This window comes from Nocardia sp. NPDC051833 (assembly GCF_040681225.1).
Taxonomy (GTDB): domain Bacteria; phylum Actinomycetota; class Actinomycetes; order Mycobacteriales; family Mycobacteriaceae; genus Nocardia.
In genome coordinates, this window is the sequence record NZ_JBFAYK010000001.1 from 2824620 (window position 1) to 2850402 (window position 25783).

Below are 25783 nucleotides of genomic sequence, written 5' to 3' on the forward strand. Positions count from 1 at the left end.
CGCAGACAGGTAGCTTGAGGAATTGATGGCTGACAACGAGGGCACGCCCACCCAGAACCCCGAAGTCCCCGCGCAGAGCACCCCGGCGGGTGATCACTCGGTCGCCGAGGTGCGCGACTGGCTGCGGAAATGGGTCGCCGACGCGACCGGGCAGTCGATCGACGCGATCACCGTCGACCGGCCGATGGAGGAGTTCGGGCTGGCCTCGCGCGATGCCCTCGCCCTCGGTGGCGACATCGAGGACTACACCGGTGTCTCGCTCGCCCCGACGGTGATCTACCAGCATCCGACGATCGCGTCGCTGGCCGAGATCATCGTCAACGGCGAGCCGGAGCTGCCCGCCGACGAGGCGGACGACTACGCCGCCGCCTACCAGCCCGGCGAGACGCACGACATCGCCGTGGTCGGCCTGTCGACCCGGCTGCCCGGCGCGGGCAGCACCCCGGAGTCGACCTGGGAGTTCATCATCGGTCGCGGTGACGCGATCCGGGAGCTGCCGGAGGGCCGCTGGTCGGAGTTCCTCGGCGATGCCGGGGTGGCGCAGACCGTCGCGGAGTCCAACACCCTCGGCGGCTACCTGGACCAGGACGTGGTCAAGGGCTTCGACGCCGAGTTCTTCGCCATGTCGCCGGTCGAGGTGGAGCGCGTCGACCCGCAGCAGCGCCTGATGATGGAGCTCACCTGGGAGGCGCTCGAGCACGCGCGCATCCCGGCCAGCGAGCTCAAGGGCGAGAAGGTCGGCGTCTTCGTCGGCTCGTCGAGCAGCGACTTCCAGCTGATCGCCTCGCTCGGCCTCGGCGACCGTGACCCGAACCTGCCGATCTCGGCGGAGGCCTACGCCCTGCTCGGCGCGTCGACCGGCATCATCGCCAACCGCGTCTCCTACTTCTTCGACTTCCGTGGCCCGTCGGTCACCGTCGACACCGCCTGCTCCTCGACCATCGTCGCGGTCCACCAGGCCGTGCGCGCGCTGCGCGACGGCGAGGCCGACGTGGCGCTGGCCGGTGGCGTGAACATGATCCTGGCCCCCGTCATCACGCTCGGTTTCGAGAAGAACGGCGCGGTCGCCAAGGACGGTCACATCAAGGCGTTCTCCAACGACGCCGACGGCATGGTCCGCTCCGAGGGCGCGGGCCTGGTCGTGCTCAAGCGCCTGGTCGACGCCGAGCGCGACGGTGACAGCATCCTCGGCGTGATCAAGGGTTCCGCGGTGAACTCCGACGGCCGCTCCAACGGCCTGTTCGCGCCCAACCCGGAGGCCCAGGCCGACGTCCTGCGCGCCGCCTACCGCGACGCGGGCATCGCCCCGTCCACCGTCGACTACATCGAGGCGCACGGCACCGGCACCCCGATCGGTGACCCGATCGAGGCCGAGGCGCTGGCCCGCATCGTCGGCCGCGGCCGCGACGCCGACAAGCCCGCCCTGCTCGGCTCCGCCAAGACCAACTTCGGCCACCTCGAGTCCGGAGCGGGCGCGGCCAGCCTGGCCAAGGTGCTGATGTCGTTCCAGCACAACGTGATTCCACCGAACATCAACTACGCGGGCCCGAGCCCGTACATCCCGTTCGCGCAGGCCAACCTCAAGGTCGTCGACGAGCCGACCGAGTACCCGCGCTACAGCGGCGTCGCGACCGTCGGTATCTCCGGCTTCGGCTTCGGTGGCACCAACGCGCACGTCGTGCTCCAGGAGTACGTGCCGTCGCCGCCGGTCGTCGAGGACGTGACGGCCGAGCAGGTCGCCGCCGAGCAGGTCGAGGGCGAGGAGACCACCGATGTGGTCGCCGAGGCCACCGCGATCACATCGGCCGCCGCCGAGCCGGAGCAGCCGGTCGCCGTGGAGTGGGACGGCGAGCGCGCCGAACCGCTGCCGGTGATCCTGGCCGTGTCGGCCTACCTGCCCTCGCGCCGCAAGCGCGCCGCGGCCGAGCTGGCCGACTGGCTGGAGGGGCCGGGCAAGGACGTCCCGCTGACCGACGTCGCCCGCGCGCTGGCCAAGCGCAGCCACCAGCGTTCGCGCGGTGTGGTGCTGGCCAAGACGCACGAGGAGGCCGTCGCCGGCCTGCGCGCCATCGCCGAGGGCAAGCCCGGCGCCGGTGTCTTCACCGCCGATTCCCCGGCGGCCGCCCCGCCGGTCTGGGTGATGTGTGGCTTCGGCGCGCAGCACCGCAAGATGTCCAAGCAGCTCTACACCGAGAACTCGATCTTCCGAAAGACGGTCGACGAGGTCGACGAGCTGGTCCAGGACGAAGCGGGTTACTCGATCCGCGAGATGTTCCTCGACGACGAGCAGGACTACGACGTCGGCACCTGCCAGGTCGGCATCTTCACCACCCAGCTGGGTCTGGCCGCGGTGCTGCGCGCGCACGGCGCCGAACCCGCCGCGGTGGTCGGTCATTCGATGGGTGAGGTCGCGGGCGCGTACATCGCGGGCGGCCTGACCCTGGAAGACGCGGTGCGCGTGATCTGCGCCCGTTCGCGCCTGATGGGCGAGGGCGAGCAGATGATCACCGAGGACGACGTGCGCAATATGGCGCTGGTCGAACTCAGCGCCCACGATGTCGCCGAGCTGCTGCCGCGCTTCCCCGACGTGGAGTGCGCGGTGTACGCCGCGCCGACCAACACCGTCATCGGCGGACCGCGCGAGCAGGTCGAGCAGATCGTCGCCGAGGTGGAGGGCATGGGCAAGTTCGCCCGCATCCTGCCCACCCGCGGCGCCGGCCACACCTCGCAGATGGACCCGCTGCTGGGCGAGCTGGCCGCCGAGCTGGCCGGCATCGAGCCGACCTCGCTGAAGACCGGCCTGTACTCGACCGTGCACGAGGGCCTGTTCTTCAAGCCCGGTTCCGAGCCGATCCACGACGAGCCCTACTGGGTGAAGAACATGCGCCACGCGGTGTACTTCACCAACGCGATCAAGGCCGCCGTCGACTCCGGGCACACCACGTTCCTGGAGCTGGCGCCCAACTCCGTCGCGCTGATGCAGGTGCTCGGCACCACCTTCGCCGCCGGTGTGCACGACGCGCAGCTCATCCCGACGCTCAAGCGCAAGGAGGACGAGTCCGCCGGTGTCATCGGCGCGCTCGCCCAGCTCTACGTGCACGGTCACGCGGTGAACCTGAGTTCGCTGCTGCCCGAAGGCGATTACGCCGACGTGCCGCGGACGGCGTTCGTGCGCAAGGAGTACTGGCCCGCGGTCGCGATGTCCTCGGGTGGCGGCAACACCAGGGTGCCCGGCGCGCATGTCGCCATGCCCGACGGCCGCCACGCCTGGGAGGTGCAGGCCGCCTCGGTCACCGACCTGGCCGCGCTGGTGAAAGCCGCTGCCGCGCAGGTGCTTTCCGATGTCGCCGTGTCGGTCTCGCACCCGCACGCCGCGCTGCCGACCACCGGCACCCTGACCACCACCCTCACCCCGCACCTCGGTGGCGCGTCGGTGCAGGTGCACGCCAAGTGCGCCACCGGTTTCGCGCTGCTGTTCGACGCGGTCGTCACCTCCGGTGCCGCGCTGCCCGAACCCGTTGTCGCCGAGACCGTTCCGGCGGCCGTCGCCGCGCCGACCGCGGCCGAGGTGGCCGTGGCGACCAGCGACCGCTGGGACCCCAACGGCACCGAGACCGTCGAGCAGCGGCTGTGCGTGATCGTCGCCGAGTCCATGGGCTACGCCGTCGAGGACCTCCCGATGGAGATCCCGCTGATGGAGCTGGGCCTGGACTCGCTGATGGCGATGCGCATCAAGAACCGCGTCGAGTACGAGTTCGACATCCCGCAGCTGCAGGTCTCGGCCGTGCGCGACGCCAGCCTCAACGAGGTCTCCAAGGTGCTGCGCTACGCGATCGAGCACCGCGACGAGGTCGCGGCGATGGCGGAGAAGCAGGCCGCGGCCAAGGCCGCTGGTGAGGACGTCGAGATCGGCGTGGACGCGAACTTCGTCGAGGCCGCGCGCGCGGCGATCGCGGCGGGCGGGGATCCGCTGGCCGCGGCGAAGGCCGCCGGTGCGGAGCTGCCGTCGGAAGGTGGTGTCGCCGAAGCTGTTCCGGCCGAGGCCGCGCCGGTCGCCGAGGTGGCGCCGGTCGCCGTCGAGGTGGCGCCGGTCGCCGAGCCGATCGTGGCGGATGTCGACTACTCGTCCCCGGCCGGGGACGAGGACAACGTTCCGCCACGTGACGCTGCCGAGCGGCTCGCCTACGCGACCTGGGCCGTGGTCACCGGTACCTCGCCGGGCGGCATCTTCAACACCCTCCCGATCCTGGAGGAGGAGGTCGCCGAGAAGATGGCGGCCCGCCTCACGGAGCGGGTCGGCGCGGAGGTCACCGTCGACGACGTGCTCGACTGCGAGACCATCGAGCAGCTCTCCGAGATCGTGCGCAACCTGCAGGACAGCGGCGCCGACGTGGACGGCTTCATCCGTCCGCTGCGAGCCCGCGTCGAGGGTTCCACCGCCACCCCGGTGTTCGTGTTCCACCCCGCGGGCGGCAACACCCTGGTCTACGAGCCGCTGCTCAAGCGCCTGCCCGCCGACACCCCGATGTACGGCATCGAGCGGGTCGACGGCTCGATCGAAGAGCGCGCCCGCCAGTACCTGCCCGAGCTGCGCAAGCTCCAGGCCGACGGTCCGTACGTGCTGTACGGCTGGTCGCTGGGCGCGGTGCTGGCGATGCAGGTGGGTCAGCTGCTGCGCGAGGAAGGCGCCGACGTGCGCTACGTCGGCCTGATCGATCTCGCGATGACCGTCGAGGACGAGGACAACAGCCCCGAGGAGCGCGTGCGCCGGCTCGAGCGCTACCAGGCCTTCGCCAAGAAGACCTACAACGTCCCGGCCGAACTCGACCGTGAGCAGATCGAGGAGCTGGCGGCGGCGTCCGACGCCGAGCAGTTCTCGATGATCAGCGACCTGATCAAGCTGTCGGGCGCGAAGATCCCCGGCGGTGTGCTCGAACACCAGCGCACCTCCTGGATCGAGAACCGCGCGCTGCAGCAGGTGCGCCCCCGCAAGTACGACGGTGACGTGGTGCTCTACCTGGCCGATCGCTACCACGACGGTGCCATCGAGCTCGAGCCCCGCTTCGCCGATCGCAAGCCCAACGGTGGCTGGGACGAGTACGTCTCGAACCTGGAGATCGTCCACATCCCGGGCGACCACCTCCAGATCGTCGACGAACCGCGAATCGGCCAGATCGGCGCCGACCTCGCCGCCAAACTGGCGAAGATCGCCAAGGGAGAGAAGTGAGCACTACCGCGGAAAAGCTTGTCGATCTACAACAGCGCCTCGAGCTCGCCAAGGAGCCCGCGGGTGCGAAGGGGATCGAGAAGCGAGCGCGGAAGGGCATTCCCAGCGCCAGGGATCGCATCAACATGCTGATGGACCCGGGCACCTTCGTCGAGATCGGTGCCCTGGTCCGCAAGCCCGGTGACCCGACCGCGCTCTACGGTGACGGTGTCGTCGTCGGGCACGGTCTGGTCGAGGGCAGGCCGGTGGCGGTGTTCTCGCACGATCAGACCGTCTACGGCGGTTCGGTCGGTGAGGCGTTCGGCCGCAAGCTGTGCGGCATCATGCAGTACGCGTCCAAGGTCGGCATTCCGCTGGTCGGCATCAACGATTCCGGCGGCGCGCGCGTGCAGGAGGCGATCAGTTCGCTGGCCTGGTACGCCTGGATGGCGACCAATCTGGAGCCGCTCTCCGGCATGGTGCCGCTGGTCTCGCTGATCCTCGGCAACTGCGCCGGTGGCGCGGTGTACGAGCCGATCTGCACCGATGTGGTGGTGGCGACCGAGTCGGCGCACATGTTCGTCACCGGTCCGAAGATCATCAAAGAGGTCACCGGCGAGGACGTCAGCCTCGAGGAGCTCGGCGGCGCGCGCACGCAGGCCGAGTACGGCAACATCCACCATGTCGCCAAGGACGAGGACGCGGCGTTCGCCTGGGTCCGCGAGTACCTGGGCTACCTGCCGAGCAGCTGCCAGGAGCTGCCGCCGGTGGTGAATCCCGGTCTGGAGCCGGAGATCACCGACACCGACCGCGAGCTGAACACGCTCATGCCGGACTCGGACAACGCCGGCTACGACATGCACGACATCCTGCTGCGCATCTTCGACGACGGTGAGTTCAAGGAGATCAGCGCCGAGACCGGCCAGAACATCATCACCGGGTTCTCCCGCGTCGACGGCAACACCGTCGGGGTCGTCGCCAACCAGCCGCTGGCCTCGGCCGGCGCGCTGGACGCCCGCGCCTCCGACAAGGCCTCGCATTTCGTGCGCCTGTGCGACGCGTTCGAGATCCCGCTGATCTTCGTCGTCGACACCCCCGGCTTCCTGCCCGGTGTCGAGCAGGAGAAGGTCGGCGTGATCAAGCGCGGCGGCCGCTTCCTGTTCTCCTACGTGGAGGCCTCGGTCCCCAAGATCACCCTGGTGGTCCGCAAGTCCTACGGCGGCGGCTACGCGGTGATGGGCTCCAAGCAGCTCGGCGCCGACATCAACCTGGCCTGGCCGACCGCCCGCCTCGCGGTCATGGGCGCCGAGGGCGCCGTCAGCCTGCTCGGCGCGGCCCAGATCGCCGCCGCCCCCGAGGATCAGCGCGCCGCCATCCGCCAGAACCTGATCGACTTCTACAACGCCAATATCGCCACCCCCTGGGTAGCCGCCGAACGCGGTTTCATCGACGCGGTCATCGAACCGGCCACCACCCGCCTGGAGATCCGCCGGGCGCTGAAGTTGCTCCAGGACAAGAAGATCCAGCGCAACCCGCGTAAGCACCACGTCCTGCCGCTGTAGCAGGCACGCCGACACCCGAACGGGCCGCCCCGGAGTCTTCTCCCGGGCGGCCCGTTCGTGTGTGCGGGGTGTGTCCGGGCTCCGCCGGGGCGACAAGAACCGGCCTGCTAGAGTCCGCTCCGAAGAGTTTTCCCGACGGTGCGTCGGGAAAACTGCGATAGCGAGAGTTGGGCTTCGATGGTGAGTGGTTTTCCGGGCGTCGACGGGTTCCTCGGTACCCGGGCGTCGCTGGCGATGGACATGATGGTGCTGGTCATGGCGTTGGTCGTGGTGGTGCTGGCGTGGAGTGTGTACGCGGTCAGGAGCCGGCGGAAGTTCCGCTGGCACAAGATGGCCCAGATCCTGCTCGGGTCGGGACTGCTGGTCGCGGTGGTGCTGTTCGAGATCGACGTCCGGTTCAACGGGTGGCAGGATCGCGCGGCCGGGGTCGTCGGCGGGAGCGCGTCGGCGGCGGTGTGGACGGCGCTGATCGTGCACCTGGCGTGCGCGGTGTTCTCGGTGGCGCTGTGGCCGGTGGTGATCGTGCGGGCCGTGCGCGCCTTCGGGTCGCCGCCGGAGCCCGGCGCGCACAGCGCCTCGCATCGTCGCTGGGCGCCGATCGCCGCGATCGGGATGACGCTCACCGCCGTCACCAGCTGGGTGTTCTACGTCCTGGCTTTCGCCGTGTGATCAGCGAGTCGGCAGCGCGGACAGGTATGGCCCGACCAATTCGGTTGCCGCCGTGGCGGTCCGCTCGAGGTCCGCGCCGCTTTCGAGCAGGCGGGAGGCGGCGTGCACGATGCCGTCGATGAGGGCCGCGACGGTGGCGGGGTCGTCGGTGCCGAGGGCGCGCAGCGCGGTGATCAGCGGCGCGCGCAATCCCTCGTGCAGTTCCCGGCTGTAGGCGGCGATGTCGTCGTCGATGATCGCGGCGAGGACCCGGGCCAGGGCGTGCTCGCCACCGGCGACCAGGTCGAGGTTGGCCCGCACGTAGGCCAGGACCGCGGCGGCCGGATCGGGGGCGGCGGCCATCGCCGCCGAGACCCGGTGGGCCCACTGGGGGAAGGTGTCGGCCAGCAGCTCGGCCAGCAGCTGGTCGCGGGAAGCGAAGTATTGATACACGCTGGGGCGCGCGAGTCCGGCGCGCGCGGCCACCTCGGTGAGCGTCGGCGGCCGGGACGGATCGGCCATCAGGATGGCGCGCGCGGCGTCGAGCAGGGCACGGCGTTGCAGCTCGCGGTGCTCGGCGAGTGTGGCGGCTTGAATCCTCGGCACCGGGCCTCCTCGGAATCGGCCTGGATCGGGCCGCCGGTGCTGTTCCGGCGGCCCGACGGGCGCGATAATCAGGCGACGATGGCCTTCTCGATGACGACGTCGGCCTTCGGGACATCCTGGTGCGGGCCGGCGTTGCCGGTTTCCACGGCGGCGATCTTGTCGACGACCTCGGTGCCCTCGGCGACCTTGCCGAAGACGGCGTAGCCCCAACCCTGGCCCTGGGGGGCGGTGTGGTTGAGGAAGGCGTTGTCGGAGACGTTGATGAAGAACTGGGCGGTGGCCGAGTGCGGGTCGTTGGTGCGGGCCATCGCGACGGTGTACTTGTCGTTCTTCAGGCCGTTGGTGGCCTCGTTCTGGATCGGCGCCTGGGTGGGCTTCTGCTTCAGGCCGGGCTCGAAGCCGCCGCCCTGCACCATGAAACCGGGGATGACGCGGTGGAACACGGTGCCGTTGTAGTGGCCGGCGTTCACATAGTTCACGAAGTTGGCGACCGTGTTCGGCGCGGCCTGGTCGTCCAACTCGAGCACGATCTGTCCGTAGTTGGTTTCGAGATTCACCTTGGTCATGCCGTCGAGTCTAGGGAGCGGGGGGGTCGGGAGAAGACCGGGGTCCGCACGGGCGCGGACCGCTGCCGAAAAATCGCGGCCGGGTGCCCGTGGGCGGCACCCGGCGCGAATATTGCCTACGATGTGTGTGGAACCCGCGTGCGAGTGCGAGACGCACGCGGGTTCTTTTATCGCATACCCAGGCAATTCATCGAATTCGAGGTGACCGCGCGGTCATTCGAATTCACCCGGAATTGTCAGGGGCCGACCGTGATCGGCACCGCCGGGGTGGTGGTGTTGGTGACCTTGTAGACGCCGGTCACCGTGCCCGTTGTCGCGCTGGTCGGGCAGCCGAAACCACCGGTCACCTTGATGGGCGCCGGGGAATTCGTGGCCTGGACCGTGGACGGGGTGCCGTTGGTCCAGGTGCCGGCCAGCGAGGCCGGGGCGGTGGGCGCGACGACCACCTTGCAGGAGGCCAGACCGCTGGTCTGGATCACCATGCCGCCGGTCGGGATGTTGATGGTCCCCGAGATCGGCGAGCCGTTCTGGCCCGTGATCGACCAGCTGCCGCTCGTCGTCACCGTCGCGCTGACGCCCCACATGCTGGTCGAGCAGCCGGTGAAGCTGGGCGCGCTGATCGGCACGGTGACCGGCCCGCTCGGGTTGGTGTTGCCCGGCGCGGCGGGCACCGCGCCGGTCGCGGTGGAGGTGTTGCAGGTGATCGTGACGCCACCCGCGACGGCCTTGACCACACCCTGGTTGGTGGCCTGGACCGCGGCGCCCGCCGGGCTGACGGTCGTCGAGGCCTGCGCCGCGGCGGGGCCGATGCCCAGCGAGGCCGCGGCGATCGCACACCCGGCTGTCGCCACTGCGGTGCGTGCGAAGAAGTTGCTGTGGAACATGCGTACTCCTTGGTGAAATCGACATCTCCGGGATGTGAAGATGTCGTGTTCAAGAGTACGAAGGCCGTAATTCTGTAGCGCGTTATTCGCGCCTATCATTTCATTCGGGAACCTTCGCGTTTCGGCCTCCGGGAAATCGCTCCGGCTTTAAAATGCGGGACTGTAACCGTCTGTAACAGTTACCGCTTTTCGTACTTATATGCACTCTGCACACTGGTAGCATCGAAAAACTCCTGTGCCGCACCCGCTCGTCGGTCGATCGTCCCGCCCGGACCTGGATCGATAGCGGATTCGCATAATGCCGAAACCTCCGGCCGCGCGGCGTGATCCCGGCGCTCGATGAAGTCGGCGCACGTCGCACGCTTAATGAAACGCTTGAACTTCACACCATAGCGTGCTCCATGTCCGACGGCATGGCGTGCGACCCCTCACAACCACCCTGGTGCGGATACCATGGCGAACCGTGCCAGACGCCGCAACAGCTGTTCTCACCAAGCCACCCGCCGAACCGGTGGCGTCCGCGAAGGACTACACAATCGCGCGATGGATCGCGCTCGTCGCCGGAATCCTCGGCGCCCTCTTCGCGGTGGCGACGCCATTCCTGCCGGTCACCCAGACGACCGCGCAGCTGAATTGGCCGCAGAACGGCAAGCTCGGCAATATCCAGGCACCGCTGATGTCGCAGGTGCCGATCGACCTGAACGCCACCATCCCGTGCTCGGCGGTCGCGACGCTGCCGGCGCAGGGCGGCATGCTGCTGGCCACCGCGCCGCCGCAGGGCGACCGGGCCGCGCTCGAGGCGCTGTTCGTCCGCGTCTCCGACACCTCCGTCGACGTGGTCGACCGCAACGCGGTGGTCGCCTCGGCGGACCGCGCGGCGATGGACCAGTGCTCCGCGATCGTGATCAGCTCCGACCAGAACCGCACGACGGCGGTCTTCGAGGGCATGACCAAGGAGATCGAGCGGCCGATCCCCGGTCAGCCCGGTGCGGTCGAGACCGTCCAGGTGCCGGTGCAGGGCCAGCTCGCCGGTGACCTGCGGCCGCAGATCGTCGGCGTGTTCTCCGATCTGAAGGGCGCTGTCCCGCAGGGCCTGTCGCTGACCTCGACGATCGACTCGCGCTTCTCCTCCAGCCCGTCGGTGCTCAAGCTGATCGCGATCATCGCCGCTGTGCTGTGCACCCTGCTGGCGCTGGGCGCGCTGGCCCGGCTCGACGGCAGCGACGGGCGCGGGCACCGCCGGTTCCTGCCGAAGAACTGGCTGAAGCCGACCTGGGCCGACGGCGCGGTCATCGGCACGCTGCTGGTCTGGCATTTCGTGGGCGCCAACACCTCCGACGACGGCTACATCCTGTCGATGGTCCGGGTGGCTCCCGACGCGGGCTACATGGCCAACTACTTCCGCTGGTACGGCGTGCCCGAGGCGCCGTTCGGCTGGTACTACTACGTCATCCAGGTCTTCGCCGAGATCTCCACGGCGAGCCCGTGGGTGCGCCTGCCCGCGCTGCTGTGCGGCATCCTGTGCTGGATGGTCATCAGCCGCGAGGTGGTGCCCCGCCTCGGCAACGCGGTGAAGCGCTCGCAGGTGGCGCTGTGGACCGGCGGCCTGGTGTTCCTGGCGTTCTGGCTGCCGTTCGACAACGGCCTGCGCTCGGAGCCGATCGTCGCCCTCGGCGCGCTGCTCACCTGGGTCTCCATCGAGCGCGCCATCGCCACCGGCAGGCTGCTGCCCGCCGGGATCGCGGTGCTGATCGCGGCCTTCACCCTGGCCGCCGCCCCGACCGGCCTGATGTGTGTGGCCGCGCTGCTGGCGGGCATCCGGCCGCTGGTGCGGATCATCGTGCGCAGGCACCGCGAGTTCGGCACGCTGCCGCTGCTGGCCCCGATCGCCTCGGCGGGGGTGCTGGTGCTGGTCGTGGTCTACGGCGATCAGACCTTCGCCGGTATCCAGGAAGCCAACCGGGTGCGCCAGGCCACCGGCCCGAACCTGGCCTGGTACGAGGACTACCTGCGCTACTACTACATGTTCGTCGAGACCGTCGACGGCTCGCTGGCCCGGCGCTTCGCCTTCCTGGTGATGCTGCTGTGCCTGTTCACCACGCTGCTGGTGCTGCTGCGCCGCCGCCAGGTGCCCGGCATCGCGTCCGGTCCGACCTGGCGGCTGATGGGGATCGTCTTCGGCACGATCTTCTTCATGATGTTCAACCCGACGAAGTGGACCCACCACTTCGGCGCCTACGCGGGCATCGCGGGTTCGCTGGCGGCGGTGACGGCGGTGGCCGTCTCGCAGAGCGCGCTGCGCTCACGCAAGAACCGGGCGATCTTCCTGGCCGGGTTGCTGTTCGTGCTCGCGCTGTCGTTCTCGGGCATCAACGGCTACTGGTACGTGTCCAGCTACGGCGTGCCGTGGTTCGACAAGACCATCTCGCTGCGCGGGATCAACTCCAACACGGTGATGCTGATCCTGTTCGGCGTGGCGCTGGCGCTGGTCGGCTGGTACGCGCTGCGCGAGGACTACGTGAAACCGCAGCCCTCGGCGAAGACCGTGCGGGGCAGGCGGATCCGCAAGTTCGCCGCCATCCCGCTCACCGTCGTGGTCGGCCTGATGGTGCTGTTCGAGGTGCTCTCGCTGGTCAAGGGCGCCACCCAGCAGTACCCGGGGTACTCGCTGGCCCGCTCCAACATCGACGCGCTCGGCGGCAACGCCTGCGGCCTGGCCAACGACGTGCTCGTCGAAGCCGACCCGAACGGCGGCAGGCTCGACCCGATCGTCGATCCGGCCACGCCGCTCACCGACCCGAATGATCCGCTGGCCGGAACCGGCTCGGTCGGCTTCACCCCCAACGGCGTGCCGGGCGATCTGTCCGCCGACGCGGTCGAGGTGAAGCCGGGTACCGGCAACACCAGCAACCAGTCGGTGGGCGCGGCGTTCGCCGAGGGTGAGAGCGCGGGCACCGGCGGTGGCGAGGGCGCGCTCGGCGTCAACGGGTCGACCGTGGCCCTGCCGTTCGGGCTCGACCCGGCGACGACCCCGATCCTCGGCTCCTACCAGGAGGGCGTGCAGCAGCCCGCGCGCCTGGAGTCGTCCTGGTACGGGCTGCCCGCCCGCTCCGACGACTCGCCGCTGGTCGTGATCTCCGCGGCCGGTCGCATCGCCTCCAAGGACGACACCGGCGCCGACAAGTACGGCCAGTCGCTGCTCGTCGAGTACGGCACCCGGAACCCGGACGGCAGCGTCGCCACGCTGGGCAGCTACCTGCCGCGCGATATCGGCCCGTTCCCGTCCTGGCGCAACCTGCGCGTCCCGCTGGCCGACCTGCCCGCCGAGGCGAACGCGGTCCGCATCCTGGCCAACGACCCGATCCTGATCGGCGACCAGTGGCTGGCGTTCACCCCGCCGCGGGTGCCGAAGCTGCAGAAGCTGGACTCGTTCATCGGCCGCACCCAGCCGGTGCTGCTGGACTGGGCCGTCGGCCTGCAGTTCCCGTGCCAGCGGCCGTTCGCGCACCGCAACGGCGTCGCCGAGGTGCCGAACTACCGCATCCTGCCGGACCGCCCGCTGGCGATCTCCTCGACCGACACCTGGCAGGCCCAGGAATTCGGCGGTCCGCTCGGCTTCTCGCAGATGCTGGCGAGCCGGGTCACCATCCCGACCTACCTGAAGGACGATTGGGCGCGGGACTGGGGCTCGCTGGAGCGCTACGACCAGTACCTCAAGGCCGAGCCCGCGAAGCTGACGACGGGCACCGAGACCCGCGACGGGCTGTGGACGCCGGGCCCGCTGCGCGTGTTCTGACCGACGCCGGAAAGTAGGAAGGCGCGGACCCACCTCGGTGGGTCCGCGCCTTCTGTCGTTGGCGGGGTAGCAGGAGTCAGACGTTGAGCATGCGACGGTTGAGGTCGCGACGTAATACCTCTTGCGAAGGCAATCTATCCAGCACCCGCATCACAGCCGGTCGTAGTTCCTTTTTCTCGTCGTCGCTGAGCAGCTCGACGAGATCTCGCAGATCCATGTCATCGAAGGCTCCTGTCATACCCATCAGGGTACGTGCTCAAACCAGCAGGCGGAGGCCATTCGGCAGGCATTTACAGGCGTTTCACGTACATGAAACGCTAACGGCCGCTACGCTTTTCGCGCCGTACACGCGTATACGCCCGGTCACTGCCCTTCCGCTGGCAGAGTCACACGCGCTGGTGCGCGGGCGCGGCCCTGAGGCCCCGCCGGCCCTACTGCGCCCGGATCGCCGGCTCCTTCGCCCGCCCCGACTGGTTCACGACCGTCACCGTGATATCGGCGGGCGGCGCGGGCTGGTAGGGGGTGAAGCGCTCCAGTGCGCCCCAGTCCCGGCCGAGGTCGTGATCGAGATAGGTGGGGACAGTCTCTGCCTTCAGCAGCAATCCTGTCCACCCGAGCGGGCCGCCGCCGATGTCGTCCTGCCAGGCGTTGGACGCGTCGGAGCCGACCCGGTCGGGCAGGATCCGCCACTGCGGCGCCTCGGCGACGCCGTCGTGGTGGTCGAACGGGCGCTGGCAGGGGAAGGCCAGGCCGACGTGCCAGTCCAGCAGCACCGGGTCGGTCTCGCCGACGACCGACTGCAGCGTGGCCAGCTTCGGCAGCCGCGGCGGCGTCACGGCCAGCCACTGCTTCTGGGTGATGTCGTTGTCGGCGGCGACCAGGCGCACCGCGTTCACGCCCGCGGGCAGCTGATCCAGCGGCACGCGCAGGTTGCGCCAGGACGGCGCGGGGCCGATGTCCATCGGCGCGACCGAGCCGGTTACGTCGACGGTGCCGTCGGCGGCGTGCGTGCCGTATTCCAGGCGCAGGTCCTGGCCGTAGTGCACGACGCCGTCGGTGTCGACGTAGCGGATGCGCCCGGCCGCGGTGACGATGAGCGCCTGGTAGGCCGGGTCGTCGCGGACGGCGTCGAGATCGAGGCGGTACCACTGCGAGGTCAGCTTGGCCTGCTGCTGCACACCGTCCTGGTAGGAGCCCAGGACGGGCGTGCGCGCGGGATCGAGGCCGAACGGCAGGGCGACGGTGCTGCCGTTGATGCCGGATTCGGTGCTCGTCCCGCCGCCGGTGCCTGCGCCGGTGGTGTTGGTGGTCTTGTTCGCGGAGTCCTTGTCGACCGAGTTGGCCCCACCGACCACGGTCTCGTCGGCGTCGGCGGTGAGGTCGGCGGCGACGCCGTTGGGGGTGAAGCCGGTGGATTCGGCGCTCAGTCCGTCGGCGGGGGCGCCGGTGTAGGGGGTGAGCAGCGAATCGGCGGTGTTCGTCTCCACCAGCACGTCGTTGGCGAGCCCGCAGGTGTCACCGGTCAGCGACTCGATGTTCGACTTGGCGATCGAGAACGCGGGGTACTGGGTGATCGCGCCCTTGGCCATCGAGGCCACCTCGAACAGCACCAGCAGCGCGGCCGCGATGGTCAGCGGCATGGTGGCGAAGCGGTCGAACCGGTTCGGCGCCGACGGCGTGCGGTACGGATCGCGCAGGTGGAAGTACAGCGCGACCAGCAGCGCCAGCACGGCCAGCCCGAGGAACAGCGTCGAGATGCCCTTGCCGGCCACCAGCGGCGCCTTGTCCCAGAACGGCACGCCGTAGCTGGACACGTACCACCACCCGTTGGACCCGGTGAACGTCATCGCGAGCAGGAACAGCACCGCTGCGGTGAACAGCGCGCGGTTGCGTGGCGCGCGGATGCCGTTGGCGCCCACCGCGACCGCGGCCAGCGCGGCCAGCGACCCGGCCAGCCCGGCGTACACGCCGAAGTGGTGGGTCCACTTGGTCGGCGTCCACATCATCAGCAGCAGCGCGCCGAAGACGATGCCGAGGATGCGCACCGACGGCCCGCGCGAGGTGCCGGGGATGCGGCCCTTGCGCAGCACCTGCAGGACGCACACGAGCAGGCACAGCAGCATCACCAGCACGCCGAACCGCCGTGCCAGCGAGCCGTCGGGGGAGAGCATGAACAGCGAGTCCCAGCGGGTGCGCTCGTCGAACCAGGCGACATTGGGGCCGACCAGGGTGCGGACCCGGGTGGCCTCCATGACGGTGGCCATGGTCTGGTCGGCGAAGACCACGATGAGGACCAGGGTGCCCGCCGCCAGGCCGGGCGCGAGCAGCGCGGCGTAGCCGAAGAACTTGGTGCCCTTGGCGCGCTTGATGATGACCTGCATGACCGGCCTGGTCCCCGCGATCAGCGCGGCGATGCAGATCAATCCGGTCGGACCGGCGGCCAGCGAGAAGGCGGCGACCAGGATAGCCAGCGCCGCGGGCAGCAGCCGGGCGGTGGCGATGGCGCGCTCGATCAGGCACCAGGTGAGCAGCGCGCCCGCCGCGATCAACGGCTCGGGGCGCAGGCCGTTGTCGTAGGGCAGCCAGAACGCCAGGAACACCAGCCCGGCCGTCCACAGCGCCACCTTGTCGCGGCGCACCCGGGCGCCCAAGCGGGGCAGCACTTCCCGGCTGATCACCGCCCAGCACACGAGGCCGGCGGCGAGGGCGGGCAGCCGCATCCAGGGGCTGGCGTCGGAGATCTTGGTCATCCAGGCCAGCAGCTCGTAGGACCAGCCGAACGGTGCCTCGGGGACGCCGAACCAGCGGTAGTAGTTGGCCATGTAGCCCGACGGGCCGGAGGCGCGAGCCATGTTCAGGATGTAGCCGTCGTCGGAGGTGTTGGCGCCGATGACATGCCAGCCGAGCAGCGTCACCACCACGACGACGTCGGTCGGCGTGATCCGCCACCAGTGCCGCGGCAGGAACCGGCGCGCGCGGCGCCCGTCGGCGGTGTCGAGCAGGTGCAGCGCGATCAGCGCGAGCACGGTGAAGACCGCGGCGGCGATCATCGTCACCAGCTTCAGCGTGGTCGGCGTCGAGGTGAAGCGGGAATCGATGTCGGCGTGCAGGCGGGCGCCGGTGAGCGCGGCGGCGTCGAGATCGGTGAAGACGCCGACGATCTGGGGCCGCTTGTCGACGGTGACGGTGTTGCGGAACGGGCTGCCGTCCTGGCGCGTCACCCCGGTGAACTCGACCGTGGTGGCCGCGATGGTGGAGGTGATGGTGATCCGGTCGCAGTTCGCGATCTCGGCGACCGGTGCCGAGAGCATCGGCACATCGCGCGCCTGCACACCGAGCACGCCGTCACGCACGGCGACGGTGAGGCCCCGCGAGGTCTGGCCGGAGGCCGCCGGGATGGTGCCGACCAGCGTGGTGGTCCCGGTCTCGGGGAGATCGCGCAGCATGGCGCACGGCAGTTGCGCGTCGAGCTGCTGCGGCACATATGACACGAGCGGTGCCTCGACGCTGGTCGCGCCCGGCTGTGGCCAATCCAGGCTCGCGCGGTCCTGGCGCACCGGCAGCAGTGGCGTCAGCAGGGCAAGCACGAAACCGAGGAGCCCACAGACGAGGGCGACCATGCGGTATCGGGTGAACGCTCGTTCGGATCGCAGCACGGGGGTTGATGCTAGCCATCGAACCTGTGCGCGACTCGGCGCCGCGGCACAACGGGGGTCCTACCCCGTCCGGCGGTCGCTCCAATCGAGCTGTGTGCGGGCCCAATCGGGGATCTCACCGGCGGGGCGCGGGAAGGCGTCGAACTCGGCGCGCAGGTCGTCCTCGGAGACCTCGGGCATCCAGTCCGCGACGGTGCCGGTGGCGAAGGTGGCCTTGTATCGGGTGGGCCCGGCGATGAAGATCTCGGCGCTGATCCAGGTGCCGACGCTCGGGTCGTAGGACATCCGCTTGTGATCGATCAGGTACTCGAGCACCTCGGCGGGCGGCACCATGTTGGTGACCGATCCGTCGCGCTCCTTGACCTGCACGCCGGCCACGGCCTGCTCGCCGACCTGTAGTGACCACAGCAGCGCGAACTTCTGGCCCGGCGCGAGCATCGCGATTGCGGCGTCGACGACCGTCTGCTCGATCGCGCCGAGCGTGGCCAGCTCTTCCCGCGGCGCCGGTTCAGGTTCCTGACGGTGCGGGCGGGTGAGCAGGAGATCGATTCGCTCGGGTCTGCTGAGCGTCATAGCTATACCTCTGCATCCGTACCGATCAGCACTACCAAAACTGATTTCGGTCGGCCGAACATCCAACATTTCGCAGCGTACCCGCACCGCGACACGAACCGTGCGGTTTGTTGACACTGACCGGACATATTGTGGTCTATCGCGCTCCCGCATACCAGTAGCTACCGGGTGTCGATCAACACAACAGTTGGTTGTGTGCTCCTGACCAGGGCGTTCAGGCCGCCGCGGCGCGCAGCGCGAACCAGCCGTCGAGAGGGTCCGCGAATCCGTGATAGACGAGCGGTATGCGCTGATCGATCCCGAAGTACTGGTAGACCGCAGCCATCGTCTGGCGCACCGAATGCGCCTGGAAGTCGTCGATGCGGCGCGGGCCGATGCGGTGCTCGGGCAGCATCTCCAGCCGGACCAGCTCGGCCGGATCGTCCACGTCCAGGCCCCACGGCTCCGGTTCCTCGATCAGATGGTCGTGCAGGACGGTGCGCGCGGTCGGCGGATCGTGCCGCGGGCCCGCGAAGGCGACGCGTTCGAGATGGGCGAGCCCGCGGGTGCTCAGCGGCGTGCGGACGGCTTCGATCAGCTCGATCAGTTCGGGGTCGGGTTTCGGTTCCGGTCTTCGCCCCGCGACCGGCGCCTGTTCGAGCAGGTGCAGCACCTGCCCGCCGCGGACCAGCGGCTCGGGCACCACGAAGACGCTGATGCTCGGGCAGGAGCAGTTCAGGCCGGTGAGGCACACCCTCGTGTGCAACGGATCGGACATAAGTCCTCCTCCGGTAGCGGGTCGCCGAGACCCGTGACGTGCAGGATCGAAGATTCCAACGCCATCCGCCGTGGTGCTCGCCCACCGGCGGCGACCGTGCCGCACCCGTCAGTGTAGTGCTGTCGAGCGGCCTCGACAGGGGGATGCGGCACGGAACGGACACGATCCGCCGGGCCGGTCACGGCGGTGTGGACTCGGTGTAGCGGCGCGCCAGGGTGCGCAGGTGGGCCACCAGTTCGGGCGGGCCGTCGACGCGGAAATCCATCATCAGCATGCTCAGGTAGATCGCGATCGTCTCCATCGCGTCGGCGCCGGTGTGCAGCAGGCAGGTGTGCGCGTCGACCGGTTCCACCACCCCGACGGCCGGGTTGATCCGGGCGATGACGGTCTCGGCGGGCGCGAGCACCGTGACCCGGGCGTGCACCCGCCAGCCGGTGGTCGCGATGTGGCGCATGACGAAGGCGACCAGGTCGTCGTCGGGCAGCCTGCGCGGGGCGAACACCCGGCTGCCCGCGGTGGCGGTGGTGATCCGCGCGGCCGGAATCGCCTCCCAGGCGTGGCCGCGCATGCTGTAGGCGACCAGGTACCAGCGGCGCTGCCAGTTGATCAGCCGGTAGGGCTCCAGTTCGACGCCGTCGTCGACGGTGACCGCGGTGGTGCGCCGGACCGCGTCGGCCAGGGTGGTGAGGATGCCCGCGGCGACCGGAGCGTCGGGTTCGCGCGAGCCGGTGGTGGCCGGGCCGATCTCGGTGGCGTCGTGCAGTGCGGAGACCTTGCGCTGCAATCGTTTCGGCAGGATCTGCTCGATCTTGCGCAGCGCTCTGGTGAGCTGGTCGCCCAGGTCGGAGACGGCGAGCGCGCCGTCGGCGGCCACGGCGATGGACAGCGCGACGGCCACCGCCTCGTCGTCGTCGAGCAGCAGCGGCGGCATGGTGGCGCCGCGGCCGAGCCGGTAGCCGCCGATCGCGCCGCGATCGGCGTGCACCGGGTAGCCGAGTTCGCGCAGTCGCGAGATGTCGTTGCGGACAGTGCGTTCGGTGATCTCGAGGCGGTCGGCGAGCTCGCGTCCGGTGTAGGAGCGGTCCTGGAGCAGGGCGAGCAGCCGCAGGACGCGGGGTGTCGTCGCGGCCATGTCCCACCTCGTCGAAAGTCGTGCGGAAATTAGGAAAGAAACGAGCCTAATGGTTTTCTAGGCTGGAGTCATCACCGAGAAGGAAGGCTCCATCATGAACAGCACCGCAGCTCTCGAGACCGTCTGGCGCGACGTGGTCGCCACCTCCTACGCGGCCCTGCGCGATGTCGTCGCCGGCGTCGGCGCGGACCAGTGGGACCTGCCGACGCCGTGCTCGGAATGGACCGTCACCCAGGTCGTCCAGCACGCGGCGGGCGACCAGCTCGCCTACGCCGCCGCGCTGGGCGTAGGCCCCGGCCCGAGCGACAACCCCTTCGACCCGTCCGGGACCATCGACGGGTCCGCCGCCGCCCTGGTCGACGCCGCCGTCGAGCAGACCGCCGCCGCCTGGTCCACCGTCGCCGACGACACCGCGACCGTCCCCACCCCGCTCCCGCACGGCGATCTGCCCACCCCGGTCGCCGCCACGCTGGCCGCGCTCGACGCCGCCGTCCACGCCTGGGACATCGCCGTCGCCACCGGCCAGCCGTCCCCCCTCACCGCCGACCTGGCCACCCACCTGCTGACCGCGGCCCGCACTTTCCACCCGGCCCCCGGCAGCGGCACCGACGCCGAGATCGTCGAACCCCTGCGCCAGTGGGGCGCCTACGCCCCGGTCGTCGTCACCACATCGACCGGCCCGATCGACGACCTCCTCCACTACCTCGGCCGCACCGCTGGTTGAGCCCGGGGCGCGTCGAGTCGATCCAGGGTCGCCGAGACGCACGGCGGGTCGTGGGCCTCAGCGGCGCACGGTGGGTCGCGGGCCTCAGCGGCGGACGGTGATCAGGGTGAAGGGGCCGATGTCGGTGGTGGTGAAGGCAGGGTCGGTGAAGAGGGTCTTCGGGAAGGCGACCGTGTAGCGCTTGACGTTCGGGTCGTTGGGGTAGACGTCTTCGGCGAGGCGCAGGGTGTAGGTGTCGCCGTCGCGGCGGAAGAGGAAGGCGTCGGGGGCGCGCCAGGGGGCGGTGGCCATGGCGTCGAGGAGGGCGGGGGACGAGTCGAGTTTGCTCCAGGCGGCGATGGTGGCGGCGCGGGCCTTGAAGTCCGACAGCGGGTTCGCGTAGTGCGAGGTGAGGGCCTGGAAGCCGAAGTAGGGGTAGAAGGCGAGGAAGCTGGTGTCGGCGGTGAGGACGACGGATTCGTCCCTGGGACGGCCGGTCTGGGCCAGCAGGGCTTCGTCCACCGCGTGGTAATAGGCCACGGCCGAGGGCTTGCGCTTGTCGGCCCGCTCGCCGAAAGTGCCCTCGGCGTTGGGTGTCTCGGTGGGCACGGTATCGGTGTAGGCGGTGTCGATCTCGTGGGTGAGCACGGTCGGGATGTGCTGCGCGAAGGCCAGCGCGCCCAGCACGGCGAGTACACCGGCCGCGACCCGCACCGGCGCCTGCTCGTGCAGCCCCCGGTAGATCACCCCGGCGAGCTCGACGAACCCGAAGACGCCCGCCGCGGCGAGCACCGCGAGCAGCACCGGCTCCAGCCGGAACGACAGCAGCGTCGTCCCCGCCGCGGTCGCCGCCATCGACAGCAGCGTCCACAGGTAGATCGCCAGCACGCCGAGCCCCAGTGCCTGCGCCCGCCGCGACGAACCGGCCCGCAGCACCAGCCACAGCGTCCCGAGCAGGCACAGCGCACCCCGCAGCGAGAACTCCAGCATGGGGAAGGCCAGCTCGGCGCCCGACTGGGGCAGATAGTGGAAGGCGTTGCCGGACGGCAGTTTCGCTCCCGACAGCATCTTCAGCAGGTAGGGCGCCCACACCACCAGTGCGAGCACCCCGGCGATCGCGCCGATGGCGACCAGCTTGGTCAGCGGCGCGATCGCCGCCCGCCACGGCGCCGGGCCGCCGACCGCGCGCGGACCGCCGACCCGGGGACGCAGGTCTTCGCGCCGGGTGTACACCGCGACACCCGCCGCCACCACGGCCATCAACACCACGGTGAACGCCGCGATCGCCAGGTACAGCGTGTAGAAACAGGCGGCCACCCCGAGGAACAGCCCGGTGCCGAGTACCGCGCCCCAGCCACCCGACGACCGGTGCAGCGCACCCCAGGCCAGCACCAGCACCGGCGGAATGAACACCACCAGCACCGCCCCGTACGCCTCGGGCGAGGCGTAGGCCAGCGTCATCGCGGTCACGGCCGCCGCGGCACCCACCGCGAGATCGGCGCGCACCAACTGGGTCCACAGCACCAGGGCCACCGCCGCGGCGATCGCGAGCAGCCCGATCGCGTACGGCTTGAACACTTCCCAGCCGTCCATGCCGAGCACATTGCCCACCCGGCCGCCGAGCCAGAACCAGCCGGCCGGATAGAACGGCGGGATGTCCACATAGGTCATGTCCCGCAGCGCGGCGCTGTCGGTGAGCCTGGTGAGGTACTCGGTGCGGAACTCCTGATCCACCGAGACACCGAACAGATACAGCTTCGTCGCGGCCAGCGGCATGCCGAGCGTAACGGTGACGAAGCCCGAAATGCCGATCCAGGACGCCAGTTTCGCCACCACCGGCCACTTGCGCAGCCGGATCAGCAGCACCGCGACGACCAGCAGCGCGAGGGCGGCGAACTGGCCGACGGTGGTCAGCGCCTTGGTCACGTTCGAGGAGTTGAAGGCGGGCCACTGCACCGCCGAGAACGCGTAGAGCCCGACCACGGCGACCGCCAGCGCCACCGCGGCGGCCCCGGCGGCCTCGCCGACCCCCGCCCCGATCCTGCGCAGCGGCCGCACCTCGTCGTTGGTCGTCATCGGCGCGCTGCCCTCCGGCTCGGTGTCGGCTCTCACGGTCCGGGTCAGCCTAGTGGAGCCGGTGCCGACCGGCGGAGGCCGAAGCGTCCGGTCGCTCCGCACGGGTTCCCGCCTGCGGAAACACGAACTGCCGCACCGTCACAGGACGATGCGGCAGTACGCGACAAGCGGTCGATCAGATCGGCAGCTTGCGGAAGATCGGGCGCGGCACGTGGCGCAGCGCCGACATCAGGAAGCGGGCCTCGCCGGGCGCCCAGACGATCTCGGTGCCCTTCTCGGAGGCGGCGACGGCGAGCCGGGCCACGTCCTCGGGATCGACGGTGAGCGGGGCTTCCTTGGAGCCGGTGGCCTCCCAGTGCGCCTTCGTCGCCGAGGTGCGCACCTGCATCGGCCGCACCACGGTGACGCGCGGACCGTGCGGCCGCAGCGCCTCGCCGAGGCCGAGGTAGAAGCCGTCCAGGCCGGCCTTGGTGGAGCCGTAGACGAAGTTCGAGCGACGCACGCGCTCACCGGCCACCGAGGACATCACGATGAACCGGCCGTGGCCCTGCGCCTTGAACTTGTCGCCGACCAGCACGCCCACCGAGACACCGGCGGTGTAGTTGATGCCGACGGTCATGACCGCCTTGCGCTGGTTCTGCCACAGCTCCTCGGCGTCGCCGAGCACACCGAACGCCACGATCGCGACGTCGACGTCACCCGCGGCGAACGCCTGGTCGACGACCTTCGGGTGCGACTCGGTGTCGAGCGCGTCGAAGTCGATGACGTCGACCTGGGTCGCGCCCGCCGCCTTCAGCGTGGCGACCGCGCCCTCGAGCAGCGGATCGCCGGGCAGGTTGGCCAGCACGACCCGGGCCGGGCTCTTGCGCAGGTACTCGGCGCAGATCGCGAGACCGATCTCGGAGGTGCCGCCGAACAGCAGAATGGTCTGCGGGTTGCCAACTGCGTTGATCACTGGAGCTCCAGCCTCCTGGCCATATCGGACATGAACACGCCGGTCGGGTCGACGCTGCGGCGGACCTTGATCCACTCGTCGATCCGCGGGTACATCTTGTGGAACGACTCGGCGCTGGTCCGCGAGTCCTTGGCGGTGTAGAGCCGCCCGCCGAACTCGAGCACCCGCCGGTCCAGATCGCTGACGAACTCGTTGAGCCCGCGCGAGATCGGGAAGTCGACGCAGATGTTCCAGCCCTCCATGGGGAAGCTCAACGGCGCCTGGTTACCCGGACCGAACAGCTTGAACACATTGAGGAAGGAATAGAAGCCGGAGCCCTGGATGTCGATGATGATCCGCTTGAACTCCTCGACCGACTCCGGCGGCACCACGAACTGGTACTGCAGGAAGCCGTTGGAGCCGTAGCCGCGGTTCCACTCACCCAGCATGTCGAGCGGGTGGTAGAACTGCGTCAGATTCTGGACCTTGCCCCGGTAGGTGCCCGACTTGCGGTACCAGACCTCGCCGATCGGGCCGAAGGTGTACTTGTTGGCCAGGCCGTTGGGGAACACGTCCGGCAGCGTGAAGAAGGTCTTGCCGTTGAACCGCAGCGGGTCCTTCTGCAGCTTCTTCGGCAGCTGGTCGAGCTTGGCCAGGTTGCCGCGCGAGATGGCGGCGCGGCCCAGCTTGGGCAGCGGGCTGATGGCGTCGAACCAGGCCGAGCTGTACTCGTAGTCGCCCTCGGAGCCGTCGCTGTGGAAGGCGATGGTCTCGTCGAGGGTGGCGGTGACGTCGCCGTCGGCGATGAAGTACGCCGTCTCGGTCGGCGTCATCTCGATGGTCGCGCGCAGGATGATGCCGGTCAGGCCGCAGCCGCCGATGGTCGCCCAGAACAGCTCGGGGTCGGACTCGGCGGTGATCGTGCGGACCACGCCGTCGGCGGTCAGCAGATCCATCGAGCGCACATGGTTGCCGAAGCTGCCCGCGCTGTGATGGTTCTTGCCGTGGATATCGGAACCGATCGCGCCACCGATGGTGACCTGCCTGGTACCGGGTAGGACGGGCACCCAGAGGCCGAACGGCAGCGCCGCCTTCATCAGCTGATCGAGATCGACACCGCCGTCGACGTCGACCAGACGGGTCGCGGCGTCGATGCGGTGGATCTTGTTCAGCGCGGGCATGTCGATCACGAGGCCGCCCGCGTTCTGCGAGTTGTCCCCGTAGGAGCGGCCGAGGCCACGCGCGATCACGCCGCGTCGCAGGTGCGCCGGCTTGGAGTCGTTGTCCTCGGCGACCATGCTCACGGCCTTGACGATCAACTCGGGATCGCTGGTCGAGAGCACTTCGGCGGAGGTGGGTGCGGTGCGACCCCATCCGGTGAGCTTGCGAGTGCGCGTAGGCAGCGCAAACGCCTCGCCGGTGGCGGTCGGAATGTTCTCGGACATCGGCTAAGAGGCTACATGCATGGCGGGACACGCGGCCGGTCTCGTAGTCTTCCTCACGTGCAAGCCCAACCGCATCTGCCGCTTCCCGCCGAGATTCCGCTGGTCGACGAGCCTGGTGGAACCGACGTAGACCTGAAGACGCAGATCGTGCGGTTCACGCTGACCGGCGGCCTCTCGGCGATCGTCGACTACGGCATCTACAGCCTGCTGCTGAACCTGCTCGGCCTGCCGGTGAGCCTGGCCAAGGCGGTCAGCTTCGTCTGCGGAACCACCACCGCGTACCTGATCAACCGGCGCTGGACGTTCAAGGCCGAGCCGAGCAGGGCGCGCTTCATCGCGGTCGTCGTGCTCTACGCGGTGACCTTCGCCGTGCAGGTCGGCATCAACGCGGCGCTGTACTTCGCGCTGCCCGGCGAGTGGTGGCGGCAGCCGCTGGCGTTCGTCGTCGCGCAGGGCACCGCCACCGTCATCAACTTCGTCGTGCAGCGCGCGGTGATCTTCAAGATCAAGTAGTCAGCTGGCCTTGGCGGCGGCGGGCGCTGGCTGCTTGCCCGCCTTGACGCCGAAGTAGTCGCCGCCCTTGGCCCTGACGTTGTCGGTGCCCCACTCGCGCCGGTCCCGCGCGACGGGCACCATCTGCGGAATGTGCTTGCGGCAGTGGATGTAGGCCTCTTCCACATCGACGACGACCCACACCTGCGACGCCCTGCCCCGCTCCGGTGCGGGCAGATCGCCGACGGACTCGCGTAGCTCACTGTCGGCAACCATGCGGGCCTTGCCATTGATGTGCAGCCCGATCAGGTCGCGCACGAAGTCGATCATCAAGATCCCGACGTGCGGGTTCTCGAGGATGTTGCCGAGGCTGGCCATTACTCCGTTACCTCGATACTCGGGGTACGCAATCGTGCGTTCGTCGATCACGTGCAGGAACCCCGGTGTTCCCGCCCGGAAACTGGCGTCGCATTCGCCGTGCGCGTCGGCGGTGGAGATGAAGGCCATGTCCATCCGCGCGACGAATTCGACCATCGACGGGTTCAGGTAGTCGATCACCTGGTCGTCGTAGAAGCGTTCGGCCCTTTCGGTCGTGCCCAACGTGTCCTGAAGCTCGTGCTCTCCGTCGCTGCCGACGTGTTTCTCGGGCATCGGGGCCCCCTCTGCTAGCCGAACCGGGTGATGCGGGTTTCGCGCTGAAACCCCCGCTTGTGACCGCAATCTCACCCAGTGTAGGGGACTATCACA

18 protein-coding genes are annotated in these 25783 nt (G+C 69.5%); 6 read left to right on the top strand and 12 right to left on the bottom strand.

Annotation, left to right across the window (positions count from 1 at the left end; all coding sequences use genetic code 11):
* Positions 1-25 precede the first annotated feature (25 nt).
* The 3 genes from pks13 to AB0L91_RS12805 all read left to right on the top strand — a co-directional run bounded on the left by pks13 (position 26) and on the right by AB0L91_RS12805 (position 7437).
* Positions 26-5227 carry a polyketide synthase Pks13 gene (gene pks13 / locus AB0L91_RS12795; RefSeq protein ID WP_365009575.1) on the top strand — a complete coding sequence of 1734 codons (5202 nt, stop codon included), beginning with the start codon at positions 26-28 and terminating at the stop codon, positions 5225-5227.
* The gene (locus AB0L91_RS12800; protein WP_365009578.1) at positions 5224-6768 is read left to right on the top strand and encodes an acyl-CoA carboxylase subunit beta; all 1545 of its coding nucleotides are present in this window, start codon (positions 5224-5226) and stop codon (positions 6766-6768) included. Before pks13 ends, AB0L91_RS12800 begins: the two co-directional genes overlap by 4 nt.
* A 177-nt stretch (positions 6769-6945) precedes the next feature.
* Positions 6946-7437 carry a DUF420 domain-containing protein gene (locus tag AB0L91_RS12805; protein ID WP_365009581.1) on the top strand — a complete coding sequence of 164 codons (492 nt, stop codon included), beginning with the start codon at positions 6946-6948 and terminating at the stop codon, positions 7435-7437.
* On the opposite strand, the gene AB0L91_RS12810 is transcribed toward AB0L91_RS12805, so the two are convergent.
* The 3 genes from AB0L91_RS12810 to AB0L91_RS12820 all read right to left on the bottom strand — a co-directional run bounded on the left by AB0L91_RS12810 (position 7438) and on the right by AB0L91_RS12820 (position 9472).
* Positions 7438-8022 carry a helix-turn-helix domain-containing protein gene (locus AB0L91_RS12810; RefSeq protein ID WP_365009583.1) on the bottom strand — a complete coding sequence of 195 codons (585 nt, stop codon included), beginning with the start codon at positions 8020-8022 and terminating at the stop codon, positions 7438-7440.
* Between the two features lie 68 nt (positions 8023-8090).
* Entirely contained in the window at positions 8091-8588 is a 498-nt protein-coding gene (locus AB0L91_RS12815) for a peptidylprolyl isomerase (protein ID WP_355283659.1), read from the bottom strand.
* Between the two features lie 236 nt (positions 8589-8824).
* Positions 8825-9472 carry a hypothetical protein gene (locus tag AB0L91_RS12820; RefSeq protein WP_355283661.1) on the bottom strand — a complete coding sequence of 216 codons (648 nt, stop codon included), beginning with the start codon at positions 9470-9472 and terminating at the stop codon, positions 8825-8827.
* A 511-nt stretch (positions 9473-9983) separates the two neighbouring features.
* Between AB0L91_RS12820 and AB0L91_RS12825 the strand changes: the two genes are divergently transcribed.
* Complete coding sequence (locus AB0L91_RS12825; RefSeq protein ID WP_365011280.1) at positions 9984-13268, top strand: arabinosyltransferase domain-containing protein; 3285 nt, start codon at positions 9984-9986, stop codon at positions 13266-13268.
* A 76-nt stretch (positions 13269-13344) separates the two neighbouring features.
* On the opposite strand, the gene AB0L91_RS12830 is transcribed toward AB0L91_RS12825, so the two are convergent.
* The 5 genes from AB0L91_RS12830 to AB0L91_RS12850 all read right to left on the bottom strand — a co-directional run bounded on the left by AB0L91_RS12830 (position 13345) and on the right by AB0L91_RS12850 (position 19386).
* On the bottom strand, positions 13345-13506 hold the full coding sequence (locus tag AB0L91_RS12830) for a hypothetical protein (RefSeq protein ID WP_218721237.1): 162 nt from the start codon (positions 13504-13506) through the stop codon (positions 13345-13347).
* A 193-nt stretch (positions 13507-13699) separates the two neighbouring features.
* A complete protein-coding gene (locus tag AB0L91_RS12835) occupies positions 13700-16888 on the bottom strand; it encodes an arabinosyltransferase domain-containing protein (protein WP_365011282.1) in 3189 nt (1062 codons plus the stop codon).
* Positions 16889-16984: 96 nt separating this feature from the next.
* Entirely contained in the window at positions 16985-17497 is a 513-nt protein-coding gene (locus AB0L91_RS12840) for a hypothetical protein (protein WP_365009587.1), read from the bottom strand.
* A 214-nt stretch (positions 17498-17711) separates the two neighbouring features.
* Positions 17712-18254 (bottom strand): hypothetical protein, encoded by a 543-nt coding sequence (locus AB0L91_RS12845; protein WP_365009589.1) that lies wholly within the window; start codon positions 18252-18254, stop codon positions 17712-17714.
* Positions 18255-18432: 178 nt separating this feature from the next.
* Positions 18433-19386: a WYL domain-containing protein gene (locus AB0L91_RS12850; RefSeq protein WP_365009591.1), complete on the bottom strand. Its 954-nt coding sequence runs from the start codon at positions 19384-19386 to the stop codon at positions 18433-18435.
* Positions 19387-19480: 94 nt separating this feature from the next.
* Here AB0L91_RS12850 and AB0L91_RS12855 point away from each other — a divergent pair, with 94 nt between their 5' ends.
* Entirely contained in the window at positions 19481-20110 is a 630-nt protein-coding gene (locus tag AB0L91_RS12855; RefSeq protein ID WP_365009593.1) for a TIGR03086 family metal-binding protein, read from the top strand.
* A gap of 84 nt (positions 20111-20194) precedes the next feature.
* Here the strand turns inward: AB0L91_RS12855 and AB0L91_RS12860 are convergent, their stop codons facing one another.
* From AB0L91_RS12860 to AB0L91_RS12870, 3 genes are all read right to left on the bottom strand, one after another.
* Positions 20195-22165, bottom strand: a complete 1971-nt coding sequence (locus AB0L91_RS12860; RefSeq protein ID WP_365011284.1) for an arabinofuranosyltransferase — start codon at positions 22163-22165, stop codon at positions 20195-20197.
* Between the two features lie 175 nt (positions 22166-22340).
* Positions 22341-23120, bottom strand: a complete 780-nt coding sequence (locus AB0L91_RS12865; protein ID WP_357345809.1) for a decaprenylphospho-beta-D-erythro-pentofuranosid-2-ulose 2-reductase — start codon at positions 23118-23120, stop codon at positions 22341-22343.
* Positions 23117-24544 (bottom strand): FAD-binding oxidoreductase, encoded by a 1428-nt coding sequence (locus AB0L91_RS12870; protein ID WP_355284789.1) that lies wholly within the window; start codon positions 24542-24544, stop codon positions 23117-23119. Before AB0L91_RS12870 ends, AB0L91_RS12865 begins: the two co-directional genes overlap by 4 nt.
* A 15-nt stretch (positions 24545-24559) precedes the next feature.
* Here AB0L91_RS12870 and AB0L91_RS12875 point away from each other — a divergent pair, with 15 nt between their 5' ends.
* Positions 24560-25057: a GtrA family protein gene (locus AB0L91_RS12875; protein WP_357345813.1), complete on the top strand. Its 498-nt coding sequence runs from the start codon at positions 24560-24562 to the stop codon at positions 25055-25057.
* Here the strand turns inward: AB0L91_RS12875 and AB0L91_RS12880 are convergent, their stop codons facing one another.
* Positions 25058-25687, bottom strand: coding sequence for a pyridoxamine 5'-phosphate oxidase family protein (locus tag AB0L91_RS12880; protein WP_365009598.1), 630 nt, complete (start codon positions 25685-25687; stop codon positions 25058-25060).
* Between the last annotated feature and the right edge of the window lie 96 nt (positions 25688-25783).

Coding starts and splice junctions, on each gene's coding strand:
- AB0L91_RS12850 (WP_365009591.1), bottom strand. CDS start 19,386: ATGGCCGCGACGACACCCCGCGTCCTGCGGCTGCTCGCCCTGCTCCAG.
- AB0L91_RS12835 (WP_365011282.1), bottom strand. CDS start 16,888: ATGGTCGCCCTCGTCTGTGGGCTCCTCGGTTTCGTGCTTGCCCTGCTG.
- AB0L91_RS12840 (WP_365009587.1), bottom strand. CDS start 17,497: ATGACGCTCAGCAGACCCGAGCGAATCGATCTCCTGCTCACCCGCCCG.
- AB0L91_RS12870 (WP_355284789.1), bottom strand. CDS start 24,544: ATGTCCGAGAACATTCCGACCGCCACCGGCGAGGCGTTTGCGCTGCCT.
- AB0L91_RS12820 (WP_355283661.1), bottom strand. CDS start 9,472: ATGTTCCACAGCAACTTCTTCGCACGCACCGCAGTGGCGACAGCCGGG.
- AB0L91_RS12830 (WP_218721237.1), bottom strand. CDS start 13,506: ATGACAGGAGCCTTCGATGACATGGATCTGCGAGATCTCGTCGAGCTG.
- AB0L91_RS12875 (WP_357345813.1), top strand. CDS start 24,560: ATGCATGGCGGGACACGCGGCCGGTCTCGTAGTCTTCCTCACGTGCAA.
- pks13 (WP_365009575.1), top strand. CDS start 26: ATGGCTGACAACGAGGGCACGCCCACCCAGAACCCCGAAGTCCCCGCG.
- AB0L91_RS12855 (WP_365009593.1), top strand. CDS start 19,481: ATGAACAGCACCGCAGCTCTCGAGACCGTCTGGCGCGACGTGGTCGCC.
- AB0L91_RS12815 (WP_355283659.1), bottom strand. CDS start 8,588: ATGACCAAGGTGAATCTCGAAACCAACTACGGACAGATCGTGCTCGAG.
- AB0L91_RS12805 (WP_365009581.1), top strand. CDS start 6,946: ATGGTGAGTGGTTTTCCGGGCGTCGACGGGTTCCTCGGTACCCGGGCG.
- AB0L91_RS12845 (WP_365009589.1), bottom strand. CDS start 18,254: ATGTCCGATCCGTTGCACACGAGGGTGTGCCTCACCGGCCTGAACTGC.
- AB0L91_RS12860 (WP_365011284.1), bottom strand. CDS start 22,165: ATGACGACCAACGACGAGGTGCGGCCGCTGCGCAGGATCGGGGCGGGG.
- AB0L91_RS12880 (WP_365009598.1), bottom strand. CDS start 25,687: ATGCCCGAGAAACACGTCGGCAGCGACGGAGAGCACGAGCTTCAGGAC.